The organism is Lutispora sp. QWL-02, from assembly GCF_058315355.1.
In genome coordinates, this window is sequence record NZ_CM177762.1 from 2,571,321 (window position 1) to 2,593,299 (window position 21,979).

At 39.2% G+C, this 21,979-nt stretch carries 18 protein-coding genes and 3 rRNA genes; 14 read left to right on the forward strand and 7 right to left on the reverse strand.

Translation table 11 applies throughout. The features are described from left to right. The first annotated feature begins 13 nt into the window (after positions 1 to 13). The 3 genes from AC4HCY_RS11995 to tmk all read left to right on the forward strand — a co-directional run bounded on the left by AC4HCY_RS11995 (position 14) and on the right by tmk (position 1,913). Positions 14 to 268 (forward strand): hypothetical protein, encoded by a 255-nt coding sequence (locus AC4HCY_RS11995; RefSeq protein ID WP_323431458.1) that lies wholly within the window; start codon positions 14 to 16, stop codon positions 266 to 268. 252 nt (positions 269 to 520) lie between these two features. Further along, positions 521 to 1,276, forward strand: coding sequence for an S-methyl-5'-thioadenosine phosphorylase (locus tag AC4HCY_RS12000; RefSeq protein WP_323431459.1), 756 nt, complete (start codon positions 521 to 523; stop codon positions 1,274 to 1,276). Between the two features lie 22 nt (positions 1,277 to 1,298). Further along, positions 1,299 to 1,913, forward strand: a complete 615-nt coding sequence (tmk, locus tag AC4HCY_RS12005; protein WP_323431460.1) for a dTMP kinase — start codon at positions 1,299 to 1,301, stop codon at positions 1,911 to 1,913. A gap of 21 nt (positions 1,914 to 1,934) precedes the next feature. On the opposite strand, the gene AC4HCY_RS12010 is transcribed toward tmk, so the two are convergent. Together AC4HCY_RS12010 and AC4HCY_RS12015 are read right to left on the reverse strand one after the other, a co-directional pair. Beyond that, positions 1,935 to 3,422 (reverse strand): aminotransferase class I/II-fold pyridoxal phosphate-dependent enzyme, encoded by a 1,488-nt coding sequence (locus tag AC4HCY_RS12010; RefSeq protein ID WP_323431461.1) that lies wholly within the window; start codon positions 3,420 to 3,422, stop codon positions 1,935 to 1,937. A 194-nt stretch (positions 3,423 to 3,616) separates the two neighbouring features. Continuing rightward, complete coding sequence (locus tag AC4HCY_RS12015) at positions 3,617 to 4,723, reverse strand: MGDG synthase family glycosyltransferase (RefSeq protein WP_323431462.1); 1,107 nt, start codon at positions 4,721 to 4,723, stop codon at positions 3,617 to 3,619. 226 nt (positions 4,724 to 4,949) lie between these two features. Between AC4HCY_RS12015 and spoIIAA the strand changes: the two genes are divergently transcribed. The 4 genes from spoIIAA to AC4HCY_RS12035 all read left to right on the forward strand — a co-directional run bounded on the left by spoIIAA (position 4,950) and on the right by AC4HCY_RS12035 (position 6,886). Continuing rightward, positions 4,950 to 5,285 carry an anti-sigma F factor antagonist gene (gene spoIIAA / locus AC4HCY_RS12020; protein WP_323431463.1) on the forward strand — a complete coding sequence of 112 codons (336 nt, stop codon included), beginning with the start codon at positions 4,950 to 4,952 and terminating at the stop codon, positions 5,283 to 5,285. Positions 5,286 to 5,299: 14 nt separating this feature from the next. Next, positions 5,300 to 5,728, forward strand: a complete 429-nt coding sequence (gene spoIIAB / locus AC4HCY_RS12025) for an anti-sigma F factor (protein ID WP_323431464.1) — start codon at positions 5,300 to 5,302, stop codon at positions 5,726 to 5,728. An 11-nt stretch (positions 5,729 to 5,739) separates the two neighbouring features. Continuing rightward, on the forward strand, positions 5,740 to 6,477 hold the full coding sequence (sigF, locus tag AC4HCY_RS12030; RefSeq protein ID WP_323431465.1) for an RNA polymerase sporulation sigma factor SigF: 738 nt from the start codon (positions 5,740 to 5,742) through the stop codon (positions 6,475 to 6,477). Between the two features lie 283 nt (positions 6,478 to 6,760). Continuing rightward, entirely contained in the window at positions 6,761 to 6,886 is a 126-nt protein-coding gene (locus AC4HCY_RS12035; protein WP_323432486.1) for a hypothetical protein, read from the forward strand. A gap of 71 nt (positions 6,887 to 6,957) precedes the next feature. Here AC4HCY_RS12035 and AC4HCY_RS12040 read toward each other — a convergent pair whose 3' ends face one another. Then, positions 6,958 to 9,294, reverse strand: coding sequence for a transglycosylase domain-containing protein (locus AC4HCY_RS12040; protein ID WP_323432487.1), 2,337 nt, complete (start codon positions 9,292 to 9,294; stop codon positions 6,958 to 6,960). A gap of 203 nt (positions 9,295 to 9,497) precedes the next feature. Between AC4HCY_RS12040 and yunB the strand changes: the two genes are divergently transcribed. The 4 genes from yunB to rrf all read left to right on the forward strand — a co-directional run bounded on the left by yunB (position 9,498) and on the right by rrf (position 15,519). Further along, positions 9,498 to 10,211 carry a sporulation protein YunB gene (gene yunB / locus AC4HCY_RS12045; protein ID WP_323432488.1) on the forward strand — a complete coding sequence of 238 codons (714 nt, stop codon included), beginning with the start codon at positions 9,498 to 9,500 and terminating at the stop codon, positions 10,209 to 10,211. Positions 10,212 to 10,396: 185 nt separating this feature from the next. Continuing rightward, positions 10,397 to 11,919: ribosomal RNA gene (locus AC4HCY_RS12050) — 16S ribosomal RNA — on the forward strand. Positions 11,920 to 12,308: 389 nt separating this feature from the next. Further along, positions 12,309 to 15,209, forward strand: a 23S ribosomal RNA gene (locus tag AC4HCY_RS12055). Between the two features lie 193 nt (positions 15,210 to 15,402). Continuing rightward, a 5S ribosomal RNA gene (rrf, locus tag AC4HCY_RS12060) occupies positions 15,403 to 15,519 on the forward strand. Together the 16S, 23S and 5S rRNA genes form the textbook arrangement of a ribosomal RNA operon. Positions 15,520 to 15,613: 94 nt before the next feature. Here the strand turns inward: rrf and hflC are convergent. Next, complete coding sequence (hflC, locus tag AC4HCY_RS12065; RefSeq protein ID WP_323433508.1) at positions 15,614 to 16,528, reverse strand: protease modulator HflC; 915 nt, start codon at positions 16,526 to 16,528, stop codon at positions 15,614 to 15,616. After that, a complete protein-coding gene (gene hflK / locus AC4HCY_RS12070) occupies positions 16,528 to 17,472 on the reverse strand; it encodes an FtsH protease activity modulator HflK (RefSeq protein WP_491094336.1) in 945 nt (314 codons plus the stop codon). Before hflK ends, hflC begins: the two co-directional genes overlap by 1 nt. 231 nt (positions 17,473 to 17,703) lie before the next feature. Here hflK and hflX point away from each other — a divergent pair, with 231 nt between their 5' ends. Next, positions 17,704 to 19,464 (forward strand): GTPase HflX, encoded by a 1,761-nt coding sequence (gene hflX / locus AC4HCY_RS12075; RefSeq protein WP_491094337.1) that lies wholly within the window; start codon positions 17,704 to 17,706, stop codon positions 19,462 to 19,464. A 45-nt stretch (positions 19,465 to 19,509) separates the two neighbouring features. On the opposite strand, the gene AC4HCY_RS12080 is transcribed toward hflX, so the two are convergent. Together AC4HCY_RS12080 and AC4HCY_RS12085 are read right to left on the reverse strand one after the other, a co-directional pair. Next, positions 19,510 to 19,860, reverse strand: coding sequence for a sulfite exporter TauE/SafE family protein (locus tag AC4HCY_RS12080; protein ID WP_491094338.1), 351 nt, complete (start codon positions 19,858 to 19,860; stop codon positions 19,510 to 19,512). Further along, complete coding sequence (locus AC4HCY_RS12085) at positions 19,860 to 20,219, reverse strand: sulfite exporter TauE/SafE family protein (protein ID WP_323433504.1); 360 nt, start codon at positions 20,217 to 20,219, stop codon at positions 19,860 to 19,862. The genes AC4HCY_RS12080 and AC4HCY_RS12085 overlap by 1 nt, the downstream gene beginning before the upstream one ends. Before the next feature lie 203 nt (positions 20,220 to 20,422). Between AC4HCY_RS12085 and nadE the strand changes: the two genes are divergently transcribed. After that, on the forward strand, positions 20,423 to 21,154 hold the full coding sequence (nadE, locus tag AC4HCY_RS12090; protein WP_491094339.1) for an NAD(+) synthase: 732 nt from the start codon (positions 20,423 to 20,425) through the stop codon (positions 21,152 to 21,154). A 64-nt stretch (positions 21,155 to 21,218) separates the two neighbouring features. After that, a complete protein-coding gene (locus AC4HCY_RS12095; RefSeq protein ID WP_323433502.1) occupies positions 21,219 to 21,953 on the forward strand; it encodes a YebC/PmpR family DNA-binding transcriptional regulator in 735 nt (244 codons plus the stop codon). Positions 21,954 to 21,979: the final 26 nt, after the last annotated feature.

A 21,979-nucleotide genomic window follows, 5' to 3' on the forward strand; every position in this document is an offset into this window, starting at 1 on the left:
TGAGGTGAAAAATATGAGATACATTAAAGTAATAAGAATATCCGGCAGCTATTTTGCCAGGGAGTTTGAGAAAAGTGAGAAATCCAGAAAGGCCGTAAAAAAAAGAGAGGTGGATGAGAAAACAGTTGCAGAACAATTTCTAAAAGGTGACGCAACTGTAAGAGTGATCTTTGAGGATAACGACAGGAAGCCTATTGACTTGTCTTATGAAAGCGATGAAGATAAAATTAAGCGCTATTTAGGGCCTAAGTTTTTGGAGAATTATTAAATAGGGAACTGGGAACACGGTTCCACATGGATTACCACGCAGGGTATTTATATCTGGATAAATGTTGATATGTATAGTAATATTTATGTAGGTATTAATCTGTTTTCATAACTGATAAAATAGTGCAAGCTTACAAAGTCTTAGTTTGGGAGCATAAGGCGAATTGCTCCAAAGGAGCAAGAGAAGATGCCCTGGGGCATTTGGAATCGTTATCAGTCATGACAATAGAGTTGATAAAGAGGAGGAATTTTTGTGGAACATAAAGCTGATATAGGAGTATTCGGGGGCTCCGGTTTCTATTCTTTTTTGCCTGAGGTCGATGAAATAGATATTGATACACCTTATGGCAAGCCAAGTGACAAGATATCAATTGCATCGATAGGGGATAAAAAAGTTGCATTTTTGCCCAGACATGGCAAAAATCATTCTTATCCTCCCCATACAATTCCTTATAGAGCTAATCTATATGCTATGAAAATGCTTGGAGTAAAAAGTATCATTGCTCCAACAGCATCGGGAAGTTTGAAGCCGTATATAAAGCCGGGAGACTTTGTAATATGTGATGACTTTGTAGACAGAACCTGGGGAAGAAAGGACACCTATTTCGAAGGCCCGGAGACCAAGCATATATCAGGCGCAGAGCCTTACGATGCTAAGCTGAGGGGATTGGCCACTGAGGCGTGCAAAGAGTTGAATATTAAAGCACACAATAGCGGAACCGTTGTAGTAATTCAAGGTCCCAGGTTTTCTACTAAGTCAGAAAGTCGCTGGTTCAGCAAAATGGGCTGGGATGTAATAAATATGACTCAATATCCTGAATGCATATTAGCAAAGGAGTTAGATATTCCCTACATAAACATTGCTCTGATAACAGACTATGATGCGGGACTTGAAGGCGATGAAGATATTAAGCCTGTTACTGAAGAAGAGGTCTTTAGGGTATTCAATGAGAATAACAGCAAGGTTAAAAAATTGATATTTCATATTATTGAAAAAATTGACTTATAATTGACATGTGATGGAGGATAAATTGAAGAGTAAAGGGATATTAATCGTATTTGAAGGTATGGATCAATCAGGAAAAGGAACTCAGTCAAGGTTGTTTGTAAAAAAGCTCAGAGAATTAGGCTATAAGGCTGAATATATGCATTTTCACGATGTTGATACTCCTTTGGGAAAAGAGATTCAGCTTTTTCTGGAAGGCCGAAGGAATTTCAGTCCTCAGGTCAGGCAGTTGCTCTATGCTGCAAATCGCTATGAAAAAGCCGAATCCCTTCTAAATATCTTGGAGCAAAGTGATTTTTTAGTTGTAGACAGATATATTCCATCAGGTCTTGCATATGGCTTGGCAAACGATCTGGAACTGAACTGGATGCTTGAATTGGAAAGCAAACTGCCCCAACCGGACTTAGTTGTATTGATAGATATATCTTCACAGACTTCAAGTACCAGAAAACATGAAGAAAGAAGAGATGTATACGAAAGAGACTATAGCTTTTTGGATAAAGTAAAGCAATCTTACCTATATTTAGCAGATAAATATAATTATATTGTAGTAAATGGAGAAAAAGAATCAAAGCATGTACATAAAGAAATTTGGGAAAAGGTCTGGAGTAGAATTGAGCACAATAATATAAATGAGTAGAGGTTTTGCATTGCAAAACCTCTACTCATTTATATTGAAAATATTTAAATCGCTGACTACCTTAATATAATTTACTTCGGGATCTTCGGTCCCTTGAACATAGAGATTAGCTTCTTTCAAAGCTTTGACATAGTCAATGATATCCTTTGTAATCATTTCTCCGGGACATAGTATAGGTATACCTGGAGGGTATGCCATCAAAAACTCTGCACTTATCTGGCCCATGCTGTCAGGTAATGGAACAGAAACTGTCATGCTGTTGAAAGCATCCCTAGGAGTCAATACCTGCTCCGGTATATCAGGAACATCGATAATTTCAATCTTTCTTCTTAATGAGCAACATTGAACATCGCTAATTTCTTTTAGAGCATTGATGAGCTTGTCAACGCTTTCTTCAGTATCTCCTAGAGAAAATACGCACAGCACATTATATAAATCTGACATTTCAGGTTGAATATAATATTTCTCAGCTAATATACGTTCCAGTTCATAACCGCTTAAACCTAAGTCCTTACAAGTAATGGTAACCTTTGTAGGATCAAAAGCATAAGCACCTTTTTTGCTCAATACCTCTTCACCAAAACAATAGTACCCTTCAATAGAATTAATGCTTTCCCTAGCATAATTAGCCAATTCAATAGTTTTGTCTAAAAGCTCCTTGCCGTCCATGACCATTTGTTTTCTTGCCGCATCAAGAGATGCTAAAAGAATATATGAAGGGCTCGTAGTTTGAAGCAGGCTCAAAACTGTCTTGACTCTGTTTACATCTACAAAACCTTTTTTAACATGGAGCAAAGAACTTTGAGTCATAGAGCCAATTATCTTGTGAGTACTCTGTGAGCATATATCTGCTCCTGCATCTACAGCAGAAATAGGAAGTTTGCTATTAAAATGCAAATGTGGTCCATGAGCTTCATCAACTATTAAAGGAATATTATAACTATGAACTATATTTACGATTTTTTCTATATCTGTAGAAACCCCATAATATGTCGGGTTTACAATCAATACTGCTTTTGCATCAGGGTTTTCTTCCAAAGCATTTTCAACAGTTTCCGTCGTAACATTGAGTGCAACCCCAACAGTATGATCAATTTCAGGCTGCATGTATACTGGAGATGCGCCGCTTAATATTATACCTGCAGTTACAGATTTATGAACATTGCGAGGTATAATTATTTTATCCCCCGGTCCAACAACGCTCATAATCATAGCTTGTATAGCTCCTGAAGTGCCATGAATAGAAAAGAATGTATAGTCCGTGTTGTAGGCGTCTGCAGCAAGCTCCTGTGCTGCTTTTATTGCGCCTGTAGGCTTATGAAGGCTATCTACCTGTTTAAAAACGGTTACATCCATTGATAATACGTTTGCTCCAACGAAGCTTTTAAATTCACTCCACATACCTTGACCTTTTTTGTGGCCAGGAACATGAAATGGAACTGTATTATTATTAACATATTCCATTAGTGCGTCTAATAAAGGTGTTTTTGCCTGATCTAATTTATACAACTTGATTAACACTTCCTTTCCAAGCTATTATTTAGAATTAAAAAAAAGCCTAAACTTCGATGCAATAAGTAGAGGCTTTTGCAGAGCGATTTATTCTAGACCTATTCAATTTCAATAACATTATAGGTTATAAAAATATAAAATGCAATAATATTTTACGCTCTTCCAAATTTTTTTAGATGGTTCCAATCTAATTATTTTTTGTAGGTTTTTGTTACGAAATTTACCATATCTACAGCCGAATAGGGCTTTTTAAGGCATGAGGATAATTTCTTCATGCTTTCAATCCTTACTTCATGATTTAATATTTGGTTGATCAATGGCGGTATCTTTCCCACATCGGATGTGGTCGCGGCAACACCGCTATTTAAGAGAAATTCTGCATTATCGGATTCTTGTCCGGGAATGGGAGAAAATATTATTAAGGGCTTTTCCCTGGATAGAACTTCTGCCGTAGTAACGCCGCCCGGTTTAGTTATAACCAGGTCAGACACTTCTATGAGTTCATGCATATTATTTGCAAAGCCATAGACAACAAGCAGGTTTTTTGTATCCAGGTTTTTAAGCTTTACTTCCAATCTTTCGTTGCGCCCCGCAACGGCAATAATCTGTATATTGCTGAGCTTTCTATCCAGTTCTTTGACTATTCTATTTATTGAACCTAATCCTAAGCCGCCTCCCATAACAAGAATGGTTTTTTTGTCTGCGAGTTTTAAATCTTCAACGAGCTTTTTTCTATCCATGGTAAAAGAAAACTCTCTTCTTATAGGTATGCCCAAAGGCAATACTTTGTTCGAAGGGACCCCGAAATCCTTCATTGCATATATAAGACTTTCGTGAGGAATAACATAATAATCCGTATGTTCATTAATGTATGAGGAATGTATATTATAATCTGTAATAATAGTGATAAGAGGACAATTAATAATTTTCTTCTCCTTTAGATTGGAAATAATTGAAGCAGGAAAACTATGGGTACAGAAAATTACATCAGGTTCAAAATTCACAGTAGGCTTCTTAAACCATACTGTAACCAGCTTATTTGCTATTTCATTAATATCTATTATAGGATCCAGCTTATTGGTTTTCTCATAAATTTTACCCCAGGCCTTTGGATAGAATTTTAATATATTAAGATAACTGTCCAATATCACCTTATCAAGCAGTGGACTGATCAGACTTATCGTATTAATAATTTTTACACTGTTCTCGGGGTCAGCAGATATAAATTCATTTCTGATGGTATGAGCTACCTGGTCGTGGCCGTTTCCAATAGAAACTGAAAATATAAGAATATTCACTCAAATCACTCCTCATCTAAATCAAGTATAACACATAGCTTTCAAAATAATTCACAATGTTTTCATGTATTTATACGACAAAAATAGATTAAGGTTTCATTTTTTTAGAAAGAAATAAAAAAAAGTGACTAAAATTATGAACAATACAAAATATTACATTTTTCGTTGAAGGAAAAAAAAGTTGAGTAAAGAATAATAATACTACTATGGTAATGGGGGGAAAATAATGCAAGTTAACTTTGAGACACTCAATAATATATTGATTATAAAGCTTAATGGTGAGTTAGACCATCATAGCTCAAGCTACGCCAGGGATGAAATCGATGATGAAATTTTGGCTAAAAATCCTAAAAATATTTTGTTTGATATGAGTCATCTCAATTTTATGGACAGCTCAGGGATTGGTGTCATAATCGGGAGATATAAGTTCATAGCCTCTAACGGAGGGAAGGTAGGTATAGCATCGATGAAGCCTCAGATAAAGAGAATCTACGAAATCTGCGGTCTCAAAAGAATCATACCTAGCTTTGACAATAAAAAAACTGCCATAGAAAAACTGTAAAGGAGCGTAATTTAATGAGAGTTGACAATGAAATGAAACTTGAGTTTCTAAGCAAATCGCAAAACGAAAGCTTTGCAAGATCAGTAGTAGCTGCCTTTGCAGCTCAGCTAGATCCGACTATTGAGGAAATATCAGAAATTAAAACCGCCGTGTCTGAGGCTGTAACCAATTGTATAATACATGGTTACGAATATGAACAGGGATACGTGACAATAATCTGCAGGATAATTGATAATATGGTAGAAATTGAAATAAGTGATAAAGGCAAGGGAATAGAGGATATTGAGATGGCGAGACAACCTTTATATACCAGCAAGCCGGAGCTGGAAAGATCAGGTATGGGCTTTACTGTTATGGAAACATTTATGGATGAGGTTAGCATATTGTCCGAGCCCGGGAAGGGTACAACCATCATAATGAGAAAAAACTTTAAAAAAGACTGAAGGAGTATCTTATGGATTGGTCAGAGCTTTCTCAAGAAGCCATAATAGATATTATTTTAAAAGCCCAGAGCGGAGATACAAGTGCTGAAAACTATATAGTATCGCAAAATTTAGGCTTGGTGCGCAGTGTTGTGAAGAGATTTTTAAACAGGGGCTGCGAATATGAAGATCTGGTGCAGATCGGCAGCATAGGCCTGCTAAAAGCGATAAAAAAATTTGACAGCTCATATAATGTGAGATTTTCTACATATGCCATACCTATGATAATAGGTGAAATTAAAAGATTTTTGCGAGATGATGGATTAATAAAAGTAAGCAGAAGCATCAAGGAGATTGCTATAAAAGCTAATGCCTATAAAGAAAATATAGAAAAGAACTTTGGCAGAGAGCCGACAGTATCTGAATTAGCAGCTGAACTTGATATACCTGCAGAAGATTTGATCGTCGCTATGGATTCTATCAATTCTACTCAATCCTTGCAGGAGGTTATTTATCAGGATGATGGTTCACCGGTTTTGCTTATTGATAAAATTCAAAATGAGAGTCTGGAGGATATAGATTTAATAGACAAGATAGCGCTGAGAGAAGTTCTTGCTACTTTGGAACCTAGAGAGAGACAGATAATAATGCTTAGATATTTCAGCGAAAACACCCAATGTCAGGTGGCTAATATGTTGGGAATATCTCAAGTTCAGGTATCACGGATAGAGAAAAAAATTCTCGACAAGCTAAGAAAAAGAATAACTTAATATTTATAATAATTTAACCTTTATAAAGGAAGTTTCTGAGATTTTTTTAGAGACTTTTCTTTTTTTGGATTAATGAATTATTATAAATAAATTATTAATACTAATATTAGAAGCGACTTGAGGTGAAATATGATAAGGTTACGATTTTTATTCATTGTATTAATAATAATACTAATTTCATATTTTTCTTGGATGGCAACAAAAAGTAAGCCTTTGGATCATATACCTGAAAAAGCAAAGCTTGTGCGAGCTAAGTTTACCATATTAGTTTGAGGTGAATTGTATGAAACAGAACAATTATTATCGTGTCAACAAAGCTTTTCTCAACATGGAACAGGAAGGCGAAAATGAAATAAGATCAGATATTGAAGAGAAGATAAGCGCAAATATTATGAAAAAGCACGATTGAACTGCAAGGATGCTTCTGCATGAATAAAGAGAAGCCTAAATTGGCTTCTCTTTAAAACAATCTTTGCTCAATTAATAATCATCACTGCCGCTGCTATCGCTTTCCCCTGCATCATTGTCTATTTCATAGTCATCGCCTTCATTCGGCATAAAAGTTTTGTGTATATCACATATTGAAGTTGGTGCTTCATATATATAGTCAGCAGGCATAGCGTTATTAGGATCTAATGATTCAGGCCTTTGTATAAAAACTTTTGACTGTATGGAAGCAGGAGGACAATACTCTGATGCCAGTTTATTAGACTCAATGCATACATCCTTAATTACATGTATATCACATATGCTGTCCTCAGACGGCTCTGTTCCTTTTACAAATAATTCTGAACGTATTGTGGAGCCCCTTGGATCCAGTGCGCACAGCTCGGACGGCCTTTTGCCCGACTCAGTGCATATCTGTACAGATACTAAGCCATCCGGTCTTTCAAAGTCTTTCCTTGGCAAGTCTTTGTGTATTGTCTGCATAACTGATTTCCATAGCCTAGCAGGGTAAGAACCTCCTGTAAAGCTCATTTTCTTTGGCATATCATGGCCTATCCAAACTGCAGCAGTATAATAAGGAGTATAGCCAACAAACCATGCATCTTTTTGCTCAGAGGTCGTACCGGTTTTTCCGGCAACAGGCATATTTGCTAACGCCGCACTTCCTCCTGTGCCTCCTTTTACAACACCCTTCATTATGTCTACCATAAGATATGCTACTTGTTCACTTATTACTCTGTGCTTCTCTGGAGCGTTGTCCAGCAATATATTACCATATCTGTCGTATACCTTGGTGAAGGAGATAGGTTTAACATATACACCTTTATTGGCAAAAACATTGTAAGCAGCTGCTAATTCAAGGGGTTTAAGACCTTTTGTCATACCGCCCAAAGCTAAAGCAGGAAGGTTTTTATCATTTGTCTTGTCTAATGTTGTAATACCGAATTTCTGGAGGTATTCATATGAACGTTCCACTCCAATATCTTGTACAATTTTTACAGCTACTACATTAAGAGAACGTTGAATTGCTTCTCTTACGGTAACTAAGCCGTTGAACTTTCTGTCATAGTTTCTTGGAGAATAAGTTCCAAATGTAACAGGAGCATCATCTATTACAGTTCCTGTAGTATAACCGTTATCCAATGCAGGCGCATACACAGCTAACGGCTTTATAGCCGACCCCGGCTGGCGTTGAGTCTGATCAGAATTTGCTCTGTTCAGCCCCCTTCTTACTTTTGGATCTCTTCCGCCCATAACCGCTTTAATTTCGCCTGTCTTATTGTCTAAAATTACCATTGCAGCTTGAGGCTGCAAAATGTTATTTTCATCTTCACTTGATTTAGGGAACAAATCCGGATTGTTGAATGATTCTTCTAAGATATTTTGCAAATCAGTATCAATTGTTGCAACAATCTTCAATCCGCCGTTAAATACTTTTCTGTTGGCTTCCTCTTTTGTATAGCCCAATTTATCTTGTAAAGCTTGAGTAACATCTTTAATAACCATATCAGCAAAATAAGTAGTATCTACTTCTTTTTCGGCTTTGGCCAGCTTAATCTCTTCAATAATAGCCTTGTCATATTCATCTTTTGAAATCATATTTTGTTTAAGCATTTCACCAAGAATTAAGTTCTTACGCTTCATTGATTTATCATAATTTAAATATGGTGAATAAGCTGAGGGTAAATTGGTAATTCCTGCTATTACAGCTGACTCCGCCAGACTAAGGTCCTTTAGATCTTTAGCGAAATAATATAGAGCGCCTTCTTTTACGCCTGCTATATTATTACCGCCTAATCCAATAGTATTAAGGTATGCCTCCAGAATTTGGTCCTTTGTGAATTGACGTTCCAATTGTATAGCATAATACATCTCTACTACCTTACGCTTCCATTGTTTATCTTGTGTAAGATAAACATTTTTTATGAGCTGTTGAGTAATAGTACTTGCACCATGCGCTAGTTTGCCGAGCTTTATGTCTTCGATGAGCGATCCAACCATGCGCTGAGGATCAATGCCATTATGCTTGTAAAATCTTTTATCCTCAATAGCAATAAAAGCGTTTTGAAGATTTTTAGGAATTTGGTCAAGAGTCACGATGCTTCTGTTTTCATTAGCGTGAAGCTTATCGATGACTCGGTCCTTTTCATCAACTATATAAGAGGTTTGATCAAGGTTAAATACCTCTTTTGTGTCCAGAGGTTCAGCACTTTTTATCCATGCATAAGCAGTGCCTAAAGCAGCTCCGGTGCCAATAAAAATAGCCAATAGCAGAACTATAACTATAACTTTCAATATTTTGTTTAAAGACTTATTTTTATTTTTCTTCTTACGCTTATTCGTATTTTGTTTATTACCATCGGTACTCATATTATACCTCCTCAGTAGATTAGCAGGGACCCTAGGGGATTATTTAATAGACCAATTATATCATACTGATATAATGTTATCAAATAAGGCTTTGCATATGGTAATTTGACGAATTCAAAGGGAAATAGTTCTAAAGCTAAAAAAATAAATAAAACATTGAACAAACCACATCCTTCATATATTAATTATGAAAATAATAAATTTTGAAATATGGTGGTGTAAAAATGAGGTGGTATAACAACCATGCACTTAGGAAGAAGAGAAGAGTATTCTTCTTTGCATTAATAACCTTTATTTTAATGTTATCTTTTTATATATATGTAGAAAATAATATTAGGCCCAAGATTATTGTAATGTCAGAGATAAAGGCGAGATTGTTTGCGACTCAAGCAATCAATGATGCAGTGAGCAAGAAGATAGAAATGGATAGTTTCGGAAATCTGTTAATTATAAAAACTGACAATATGGGAAAGGTGACTATGGTACAGGCAAACGCTATTGAAATGAACCGATTAGCTGTAGAAACCTCCATATCTATACAAAATGAGCTCGAAAATATTACAGCAAGGGATCTCTCAATTCCAATCGGTAATGTTATGGGCAGCCAACTTTTTGCTGATTTTGGTCCAAGGTTTAATATTAAAATTCAGCCTGCGGGCTCTGTAAACGTAAATTTCATAACAGAGTTTTCTGAAGCCGGGATAAACCAGACAAGATTAAAGATTTATTTAAAGGTAGATACAAAAGTTCAAATAATAATTCCTTTTGCGGGGGATAAAATTGATGTTTCTACTAATGTACCCGTTTCAGAAACGATTATTGTAGGAGATGTTCCCGAAAGCTATATAAATTTGCCGCAGGGAAGCAGTGACAAATTCTTGAATTTAGTACCGACAAAAAATCCTTTTGAAGATTAAAAGACAAAAAATATATTGACATCTCGTTTGATGCGTGATAATATAGGAAAGGTCGGCACGATGAGCCGACGGTAAAATGGACTTTGAAAACTAAACAGTATTAGATATGAAGAATGTAATTCTTTTGAGTAGGATTGAACAACTATTTATGTATAAAAGCATTAGAAATAATGATTTTAAGATATTAATTAGAGAGTTTGATCCTGGCTCAGGACGAACGCTGGCGGCGTGCCTAACACATGCAAGTCGAACGGAAATGCGGAAGTAGTTTACTATTGACGTATTTTAGTGGCGGACGGGTGAGTAACACGTGGGCAACCTGCCTTAAAGAGGGGGATAACACCGAGAAATCGGTGCTAATACCGCATAACATTAGAAAGTCGCATGACTTTGTAATCAAAGGAGAAATCCGCTTTAAGATGGGCCCGCGCCTGATTAGCTAGTTGGTGGGGTAGAAGCCTACCAAGGCGACGATCAGTAGCCGATCTGAGAGGATGAACGGCCACACTGGAACTGAGACACGGTCCAGACTCCTACGGGAGGCAGCAGTGGGGAATATTGCACAATGGAGGAAACTCTGATGCAGCAACGCCGCGTGGAGGACGAAGGTTTTCGGATTGTAAACTCCTGTCTTTTGGGACGATAATGACGGTACCAAAAGAGGAAGCCACGGCTAACTACGTGCCAGCAGCCGCGGTAATACGTAGGTGGCGAGCGTTGTCCGGAATTACTGGGCGTAAAGGGCGCGTAGGCGGCCTGTTAAGTCAGATGTGAAACCCCCAGGCTCAACTTGGGGATTGCATATGAAACTGATGGGCTCGAGTGTCGGAGAGGAAAGCGGAATTCCTAGTGTAGCGGTGAAATGCGTAGATATTAGGAGGAACACCAGTGGCGAAGGCGGCTTTCTGGACGATAACTGACGCTGAGGCGCGAAAGCGTGGGGAGCAAACAGGATTAGATACCCTGGTAGTCCACGCTGTAAACTATGGATACTAGGTGTGGGAGGTATCGACCCCTTCCGTGCCGCAGTAAACGCAATAAGTATCCCGCCTGGGGAGTACGGCCGCAAGGTTGAAACTCAAAGGAATTGACGGGGGCCCGCACAAGCAGCGGAGCATGTGGTTTAATTCGAAGCAACGCGAAGAACCTTACCAGAACTTGACATCTCCTGCATAATCCGTAATGGGATGAAATCCTTCGGGACAGGAAGACAGGTGGTGCATGGTTGTCGTCAGCTCGTGTCGTGAGATGTTGGGTTAAGTCCCGCAACGAGCGCAACCCCTATACTTAGTTGCTAACATTTGGTTGAGCACTCTAAGTAGACTGCCGGAGACAATTCGGAGGAAGGTGGGGATGACGTCAAATCATCATGCCCCTTATGTTCTGGGCTACACACGTGCTACAATGGGTATAACAACGGGAAGCAAACCAGTGATGGCAAGCAAATCCCTAAAAAATACTCCCAGTTCAGATTGTTCTCTGCAACCCGAGAACATGAAGTCGGAGTTGCTAGTAATCGCGAATCAGCATGTCGCGGTGAATACGTTCCCGGGCCTTGTACACACCGCCCGTCACACCATGGGAGTTGGAAGCACCCGAAGCCGGTGACTTAACCGCAAGGAGAGAGCCGTCGAAGGTGAAGCCAATGACTGGGGTGAAGTCGTAACAAGGTAGCCGTATCGGAAGGTGCGGCTGGATCACCTCCTTTCTAAGGAGCACATGAGAAGTAACACTCTCATAATCCTATGGTCGATGGACTAGCCACTGGCTGCTAGCCACTAGCCGCTGGCAAACAAGGCAGACCCAAGAGGAATACCTAAATGCCAGAAGCAAGAGGCCAGAAGCTAGAAGCTGACCCAATATAACTACCCAAGAGAATACATTATATCTGATACTGATTAGTTTTGAAAGTCCATTGGACTTTCAGCCACTGGCCGCTAGCCACTAGCCGCTGGCAAAATGCCAGAAGCAAGAGGCAAGAAGCCAGAAGCTTGCGAGCGAAGCTCGCCATGCACCTTGAAAACTGCACAATACTGAGAAAAGAAGAGGTAACAGTATGTAGATACTGTACTACTACTAAAGCTGAGGAAAAACACTGATCAAGCTAATAAGAGCATATGGTGGATGCCTTGGCACCAGGAGCCGAAGAAGGACGTGACAAGCTGCGAAAAGCTGTGGTAAGCCGCAAATAGGCCATGACCCACAGATCTCCGAATGAGGAAACTCACCTAAGGTAATGCTTAGGTATCATACAGTCAATAAAATAGCTGTATGAAGGGACACCGGGGGAACTGAAACATCTAAGTACCCCGAGGAAAAGAAAGAAACATCGATTCCCTAAGTAGCGGCGAGCGAACGGGGAAGAGCCCAAACCAAAGAGGGAAACCACTTTGGGGTTAGGACCGGCATAAACCATAAGACCCTTAGCCGAATAGAGCTGGAAAGCTCAATCGCAGAAGGTAAAAATCCTGTAGGCGAAAAGGGAAATATGGAAGCCGGAATCCAGAGTACCACGAGGAACGAGAAACCTAGTGGGAAGACGGGAGGCCCACCTCCCAAGGCTAAATACTACCTGGTGACCGATAGCGCACAGTACCGTGAGGGAAAGGTGAAAAGAACCCCGGGAGGGGAGTGAAAAAGAACCTGAAACCGTATGCTTACAATCGGTGGGAGCACATTTAAGTGTGACCGCGTACTTTTTGTAGAACGGACCAGCGAGTTGCGATGGCTAGCGAGGTTAAGGACTTTTGGTCTGAAGCCGAAGCGAAAGCGAGCCTTAATAGGGCGTAAAGTTAGCTATTGCAGACCCGAAACCGGGTGACCTATCCATGGACAGGGTGAAGTTGAAGTAAAATTCAATGGAGGCCCGAACTCACCGTTGTTGAAAAAACGGGGGATGAGCTGTGGATAGCGGAGAAATTCCAATCGAACTCGGAGATAGCTGGTTCTCCCCGAAATAGCTTTAGGGCTAGCCTCAATGGAGAATCTCGGAGGTAGAGCACTGAATGGGCTAGGGGCTTTTAAGGTTACCGAACCCTATCAAACTCCGAATGCCGAAGATTTGCTCATTGGGAGTCAGACTACGAATGATAAGATCCGTGGTCAAAAGGGAAAGAGCCCAGACCATCAGCTAAGGTCCCCAAATCCAAACTAAGTGGAAAAGGATGTGTGACTACACAGACAACCAGGATGTTGGCTTAGAAGCAGCCACTCATTGAAAGAGTGCGTAATAGCTCACTGGTCAAGTGGTCATGCGCCGAAAATGTCCGGGGCTAAAGTTTGGTACCGAAGCTATGGCATGGAAACATGGGTAGGGGAGCATTCTATGTAGGCTGAAGCTATACCGAAAGGAGTAGTGGACTGCATAGAAGAGAGAATGCTGGTATAAGTAGCGAAAGTTAAGTGAGAATCTTAACCGTCGAAAATCTAAGGATTCCTGAGGAAGGTTCGTCCGCTCAGGGTAAGTCGGGACCTAAGGAGAGGCGTATAGCGTATCCGATGGACAATCGGTTGACATTCCGATACCACCTAGAATCGCATGAAGGAAGCAGTGACGCAGGAGGATAAGATGAGCACGGTGTTGGTAATCCGTGTCCAAGCACAAAGGCTGACATACAGGAAAGACCGTATGTCATAAGGCTGATGTGTAAAGGGGAGTGAAATCCAAGTAACGAAGCATCTGATTTCACACTGTCAAGAAAAGCTGCTAACGAGAAACTAGGTGCCCGTACCGCAAACCGACACAGGTAGATGAGGAGAGAATCCTAAGACGAGCGAGAGAAGCGTTGTTAAGGAACTCGGCAAAATAACCCCGTAACTTCGGGAGAAGGGGTACTCTAGAGATAGAGTCGCAGTGAAAAGGCCCAAGCGACTGTTTAGCAAAAACACAGGTCTCTGCTAAATCGAAAGATGAAGTATAGGGGCTGACGCCTGCCCGGTGCTGGAAGGTTAAGGGGAATGCTTAGCGCAAGCGAAGGTATGAACTTAAGCCCCAGTAAACGGCGGCCGTAACTATAACGGTCCTAAGGTAGCGAAATTCCTTGTCAGGTAAGTTCTGACCCGCACGAATGGCGTAACGACTTGGGCACTGTCTCGACAACGCGCTCGGCGAAATTGTAGTACTAGTGAAGATGCTAGTTACCCGCGATTGGACGGAAAGACCCCGTAGAGCTTTACTGTAGCTTGGCATTGGGTTTCGGTATTTCATGTACAGGATAGGTGGGAGACTGAGAAATTAAGACGCCAGTCTTAATGGAGTCACCGTTGGGATACCACTCTTGAGATACTGAAATTCTAACCAGTGGCCATATAACTGGTCATGGGACATAGCCAGGCGGGCAGTTTGACTGGGGCGGTCGCCTCCCAAAGAGTAACGGAGGCGTCCAAAGGTTCCCTCAGAATGGTTGGAAATCATTCGCAGAGTGCAAAGGCAAAAGGGAGCTTAACTGCAAGAGAGACAACTCGAGCAGATACGAAAGTAGGGCTTAGTGATCCGGTGGTACCGAGTGGAAGGGCCATCGCTCAACGGATAAAAGCTACCTCGGGGATAACAGGCTTATCTCCCCCAAGAGTCCACATCGACGGGGAGGTTTGGCACCTCGATGTCGGCTCGTCGCATCCTGGGGCTGGAGTAGGTCCCAAGGGTTGGGCTGTTCGCCCATTAAAGCGGCACGCGAGCTGGGTTCAGAACGTCGTGAGACAGTTCGGTCCCTATCCGTCGCGGGCGCAGGAAATTTGAGGAGATCTGTCCTTAGTACGAGAGGACCGGGATGGACGAACCTCTGGTGTATCAGTTGTCCTGCCAAGGGCATAGCTGAGTAGCTAAGTTCGGAACGGATAAGCGCTGAAGGCATCTAAGCGCGAAGCCGGCTTCAAGATGAGATTTCCCACAGAGTAATCTGGTAAGACCCCATGTAGACCACGTGGTAGATAGGTCGGAGGTGTAAGTACAGCAATGTATGCAGCTGACCGATACTAATAGGTCGAGGGCTTGATCTAAAAATATTCTTCAGACAAACAAAGCTCAGATATTGTGTAGTTTTGAAGGTGCACGCAGCCTTAAGCTGCGAGCCGCTAGCTACTAGCCACTGGCTGCTAGCTAGAAAAAAAGACCCCAAGGGAATGCCCTAATCTAGAGGCCAGAAGCCAGAGACTAGAGGCTGACCCAAAAGGAATACCCCATAGCAAATTATCCGGTGACAATAACAGAGAGGCCACACCTGTTCCCATGCCGAACACAGAAGTTAAGCTCTCTAGTGCCGATGGTACTTGGACCGCAGGGTCCCGGGAGAGTAGGTCGTCGCCGGGTCTTTTTTTTATTTTTTGGAAAATGACTTCTGATAAAGCTGCCTATGGTATTTCATGTTCTCTGAGTTCTTAATCCTGAGTCCCAAATAAGAGATTTATTTATATTTTCCGATTAGGTATTTGGCAAAGGGTGAATCAATAGGGATTATTATTGTCGGCTTATTTATCAGAGTTTTTTTATAAGACTCTAACGTCCGCATGAATTTATAAAATTCAGGGTCCTTATTATAACTATTGGCGTATATTTTTGCAGCCTCTGCATCGGCTGAGCCCCTTATTCTTTCAGACTCAGACTGAGCTTTAGAAATAATAATTTTTACTTCCTTATCTGTTTCGGCTCTTATCTGTGTTGCTTCTTTTTCGCCTAAGCTTAGATGTTGTGCTGCAATTTTTTCTTTTTCAGATTTCATTCTTGAATATACTGCATCTTGGCTCTCCTGAGGCAAGTATATATTTTTTGATCTGATGTCGATTACTTCTATCCCGTAAGGCTTTAATTCATCTTTAACATTTTCCAGTATTGCTTGGCTAACGCCGTTGGCATTAATATTCTTAATGATATCGGCATAATCAATGTTTATTAGCTTTGCTCGCATAGATGTATAGACAGAATTTTCAATTTTGGCTTCTGCATACCCAATTGATTGCAATGTATCTATGAAAGTTTTTGCATCATTTATCTTCCATAGAGTATAATTTTCAAATAAGAGATTCTTATTATCCTTGGTCACAAATTTTGAGCTTTGGGAATCATAACAAAATATCTTTTTTGAGATAGTGGAGGTACTATTTACAAAAGGGATTTTAAAATATAAACCAGGTTTATCAATTATTCTGATTGTTTTACCGAAGCTCCTTATAAAAACAATTTCATCCTCTTGCACTATGAGTGCGTTGAAAAAAACAGTCAGGACAACTGCTACCATGGCAATCAATATAGATACCTTCTTTAGCAGCGCAATTAATTTAGTGTCTTTTTTCTTTACATTTAGGCTATTAAACTGACTCATCACTTTTCTCCTTTTATTTCTTCGGTGGGGATATTATTCAAAGTCCCATTTTTTGTATCCATTATATATATATTAGCTCCTGGCAGTATCTCTTCAAGAGCTTCTATAAGCATGCGGGATTTTGTTACTTCTTTGCTCATTTTATATTCTTTATATATGGAATTGAAGCTATCCGTTTCCGCTTTAGCTTTATTTATTCTTTCCTCTTTATAAGCTTCGGCTTCTTTTATCATTTTATTCGCTTCACCTTCAGCTGCCGGAACTTTTTGATTTCTATACTCTTCAGCTTTATTGATTAGAATATTTTTTTGCTCAATAGCATCAAAAACAGCGTCAAAGGCAGGTTTAATCTCCTCGGTCGGCTTTGCATCAAGGATTTTTACACTTAATAATTCTATGCCCAAATTATAACCGGATATATTTTTCTCAATATCTTTTTTTATATCATTCTGTAAAATTGTTTTTCCATCGGATAATATTGAATCTACTGTAGATTTACTTGCTGCAGACTGTAAAGAAGAAAGAATGGAGTTTTTTAATATGCTTTCAGGGTCTTTAACCTTGAAAAGATAAGCATAGGGATCGCTTATTCTCCATTCCACAAGCAGATCCACTAGAATAATTCCATCATCACCGGTAACTAATTGAGATTCATGGTTTTGAGAATTTCGCTTTGCGTTCTGAGCATCTTTAAAGCCTACTTCAATCAGGTTTGATCTGCTCACATTCATTACATCTATATCCTGAACCGGATATGGAAACTTTAAGTGTAATCCGGGCTTAGTAAAGTCCGTTACTCTTCCAAAGGTCCGTAAAACTCCTACTTCTCCCTCTTTTACGGTATATATGGATGAAAAAATAAAAAATGTTATCATTATTATTAACAAAATTGCTAATAATTTTGTATAGCTGAACATCTTATATATTTCAGAAAATTTTATCATAGCGTCACTCCCTATTTAAAGCTTCTAATAATTTTATTATGGCAGAAAAGTTGTCTTTTTTCAAATACCTCTATTCAGTAAGTTGTAGTCCTTTTAATATTAGTCAAATCATTGAAATTTTATACTATAAAGACTCATACTTGACAAATCTAATTATATTAAATAATATTTGGATTATCAGAGATTATAAATATTATATTGCTGATGAAATTGCAAAGGTGGAGATAAGCTTTGGATAGAAATTATATAAGAAAGACCATTCTGAAGAGGCTGGATTCTATTAAAGGGGAAATCATTGAAAACAGCTCGATAATATCAAGTGATATATTGGACATCATATGTGAAATAACCGGAGAGACCCAAAGGGAAGTCGCTATTTACATAAATAGAAAGGGTGAGATTATAGATGCGGTAATTGGGGATTATGCCTCCGCAATGCTAAAAGAGTATACAGAAAGAAGGTCTAAGGAAAGTTTAAGCGGAATAAGATGCATACATACTCATCCAAATGGACATGGTATGCTGTCTGATATGGATACTTCAGCCCTTAAAGCAATAAAACTGGATTTGATTGTGGGCATAGGTGTATCAGACGGCTCCCCCAAGGATGCTTATATTGCATATCTGGCAAAAGAGGAGTCAGATTATAATGCAATACAGGTAGGGCCATATTCTATAAATAAGCTTCTTTCTATTAATGCAGTAGAATTGATAAGCGGGATAGAGTCGGATTTCAAGGAAGAAAAGAATACAACGGTAAACATATGTGAAGATGAGGAGAAGGCCATTCTTGTCGGAATAAACGGTATAGAGGATTTAGATGAACTGGAGGAACTTTTGAATACTGCAGGTGGCATTCAGGTTTGCAGGATTGCACAAAATAGGACTAGCATTGACAGTGCCTTTCTGATTGGAAAAGGGAAACTTGAAGAAATAAAAATGGAAATTCAGAAAAGAGAAGCAAATTTGGTAGTTTTTGATGAAGAATTATCCGGGGCTCAAATTAGAAATTTGGAGCGAGAGCTTGGAGTAAGGGTCATAGATAGAACACAAATAATATTAGATATATTTGCAAAAAGGGCAAAATCAAAAGAAGGAAAGCTGCAAGTAGAACTTGCGCAGCTTAAATATATGATGCCAAGATTAATAGGATTTGGTGTACAGATGTCCAGAACGGGAGGCGGTATTGGGACAAGAGGACCCGGTGAAAAAAAGCTTGAGATAGATAGAAGAAGAATAAGAGAAAGAGTGCGCGAACTTGAAATTGAAGTAGCAGAGATTAAAAAACATAGAGATTTAAGGAGAGAAAGCAGAGCAGGCAATATATTTCATGTATGTTTGGTCGGCTATACTAATGCAGGTAAATCCACTTTGTTAAACTCTTTATCCAATTCAGAGGTTTATGTTGAAGATCAATTATTTGCCACCTTAGATCCCACAGTCAAAAGAGTATGTCTTAATAGCGGGCAGGAAATAGTTGTATCAGATACTGTAGGCTTTATTAAAAAGTTGCCCCATGAGTTGGTGGTTGCATTTAAATCAACTTTAGAGGAAGTTACTTATGCAGATTTACTTGTTCATGTGGTCGATGGAAGCAATGAAAACTACGAAGAACAGATTGATATTGTAAATGGTGTAATGAAAGATTTAAAGGCAGATAGTAAGCCTTCTATATTAGCAATAAATAAATTAGATAAAATCATATCCGGAAGCGAAGTATACAATAAAGACGCGATGTTTGAGTCTGATGTGATAAATATTTCCGCCAAAAATAAAATTAATTTAGAAAAGCTCTTAGATAGAATTGAGTACTATGTAAATAAAAATTCTCAAACCCTGGAATTGTTGGTTCCTTATAATGAGGGTTCCTTAATAGCTTATTTGCATGATAACGGTAAAATATTGCATAAGGAATATAAGGATGACGGCATATACATAAAAGGAGAATTTGATGCCGTTACATCAGCAAAGGTTAAAAATTATGTGCTTTAAGCAATAAGAGACTACAGAGCGATGTATTTAGGCGAAGATGCAATTTTAATGCTTTTTTGAAAATATCTCATACAGGCCCATAATGAATAAGAAGCCCGAAAATGACTTCTTCAGCAATGATGGATTTAATCTCACGGCAATAACAGCGCCTATAACAGCACCCAGCATACCTGACACGATCAGTGGAACAAGGATGCTTTTTTCTATATTTTTATTTTTATTATGAATAAACACTGCTAGGGTTGCTGCAGGAATGAAGGAGAGCAAGTTTATGCTTTGAGCTGTCTGCTGCTCTATTTTAAGCAGAAAAATAATTCCGGGAATCAAAATTGTGCCTCCTCCTATTCCCATACCTCCGATAACACCAGCGGCAATGCCTATTAATACTTTAGCCATTAGATCACCATCCTTATCGCAGCTATAATCATAAATATTCCAAATAGCTTTCGCAAGATATTTATGGGAAGCTTATTCAGAAGCTTTGAGCCTATATAAGCTCCTGTTACGGAGCCTATTGTCACTTTAAGCGTAGTGTCAACATCTATTATGCCGGATTTCACATATATAAAAGAACTGATGATTGTAAGGGGCAATATGACTGCAATGGCTGTGGCATGAGCACTATGGTCTTTAACCTTGCTTAAGAATACCAGTGAAGGCACCAGAATGGTTCCTCCGCCTGATCCGCAGAGGCCATTGACTATTCCGGCAATAAAGCCTATTATGGTAAGAGCTGTTTTTGATTTGAATTTCATTGTTATGCCTCCCTTTATTTGTGAAGTGCTTTTACCCGATGGATAATATCTGAGGTTCACATAGCACTATAAGCTTCATCTTATAATGAGACTGTTAATATAGGTTTTGATTAAAGGGTTACAATATACATGAGAATTAATTTACATCAATAATTTGCAATGATATTATAAATGTAACATGCTTTTATTTTGGAGGGATTTATGTGAAAAATATAGATAAGCAGTGCAATGAGATCTGTTCATGGCTTAGAGAGACTGTATTTGCTGCAAAAGCAAAGGGTGTGGTTTTGGGCTTATCAGGAGGCATTGACTCTGCCGTTGCCGCGGCTTTATGCAAGAGGGCCTTTCCTGAAGACACGCTGTGCTTGATTCTTCCTTGCCATAGCAATCCAAAGGATGAAGAGGATGCAAGATTAGCCGCTGAAAAGCTGGAATTAAGGCTCGAAAGAGTTTTATTAGACCCTGTATATGATATATTGTCAAAGTCAATCGGTTCTGATCAATCTGATTCGAGGCTTTTGTTGGGTAATATTAAATCAAGGCTTCGCATGGTGACTTTGTATTATTATGCGGGGAAAAACAATTACCTGGTCGTAGGTCCTACCAACAAAAGCGAATTAACTATTGGATACTTTACCAAGCATGGAGATAGCGGTGTAGATATAATGCCTATTGCCGACTTTGTAAAAAGCGAAATATATGAGCTGGCGAAATATTTAGGCGTTCCTGATGAGCTTATCTATAAAGCTCCTACTGCAGGCTTATGGGAGAATCAAACTGATGAAGATGAGATGAAAATGAGCTATAAAGAGCTTGATGATTATATTGCAAATGGCGAAGCTGATGCTTCTATCAAAAATAGAGTGGATGCAATGCATAATGCAAGTAAACATAAGAGAAACATGCCCAAGATGTACAAAAGGGCGAGTGTTTAACGTTTACACATCTAGTTTAGATATGGTAGGATTATTTTTGTGAATTCATGAGAGGAGGATTTTTATGTCAGGTCATTCAAAATGGGCGAATATTAAGCATAAAAAAGGTAAAGCAGATGCAGCGAGAGGAAAAATATTTACCAAACTGGGAAAGGAAATATCTATAGCGGCGAAAGCCGGGGCTGATCCTGATAGTAATGGTAAACTGCGTGATGTTATAGCAAAAGCAAAAAGTTGTAATATGCCCAATGATACAATAAATAGGGCAATAAAACGCGGCTCGGGTGAATTAGGCGATGTGAACTATGAAGAGATAATTTATGAAGGCTATGCCTCTGGAGGAGTAGCTGTAATTGTAAATACTCTAACAGAAAATAGAAATAGAACCGCAGGCGATGTAAGGCATATATTTGATAAAAATGGAGGCAGTATGGGAAATGCCGGTTGTGTAGGCTGGATGTTCGATAAAAAAGGCCTTATAATTGTAGAGAGGTCAGATAGTATTGATGAAGAAGAACTGATGATGAAAGCATTAGAAGCCGGCGCAGAGGATTTTTCGGCAGAAGAAGATTCCTATGAGATAATAACTGATCCTGCAGCCTTTTCCGATGTAAGGCTGCAGCTCGAAAAGGAAGGGGTACCCATGGTATCTGCAGAAGTGACTATGATCCCTCAGAATATTGTATCTGTTACTGATGCAGAAGATGCTAAAAAGATTAACAAGATGCTTGACATGTTCGACGACAACGACGACGTGCAGGACGTTTACCATAATGCTGAGCTGCCTGATGAGGAGTAGATAATAGCTTTTTAATGTATAAAATA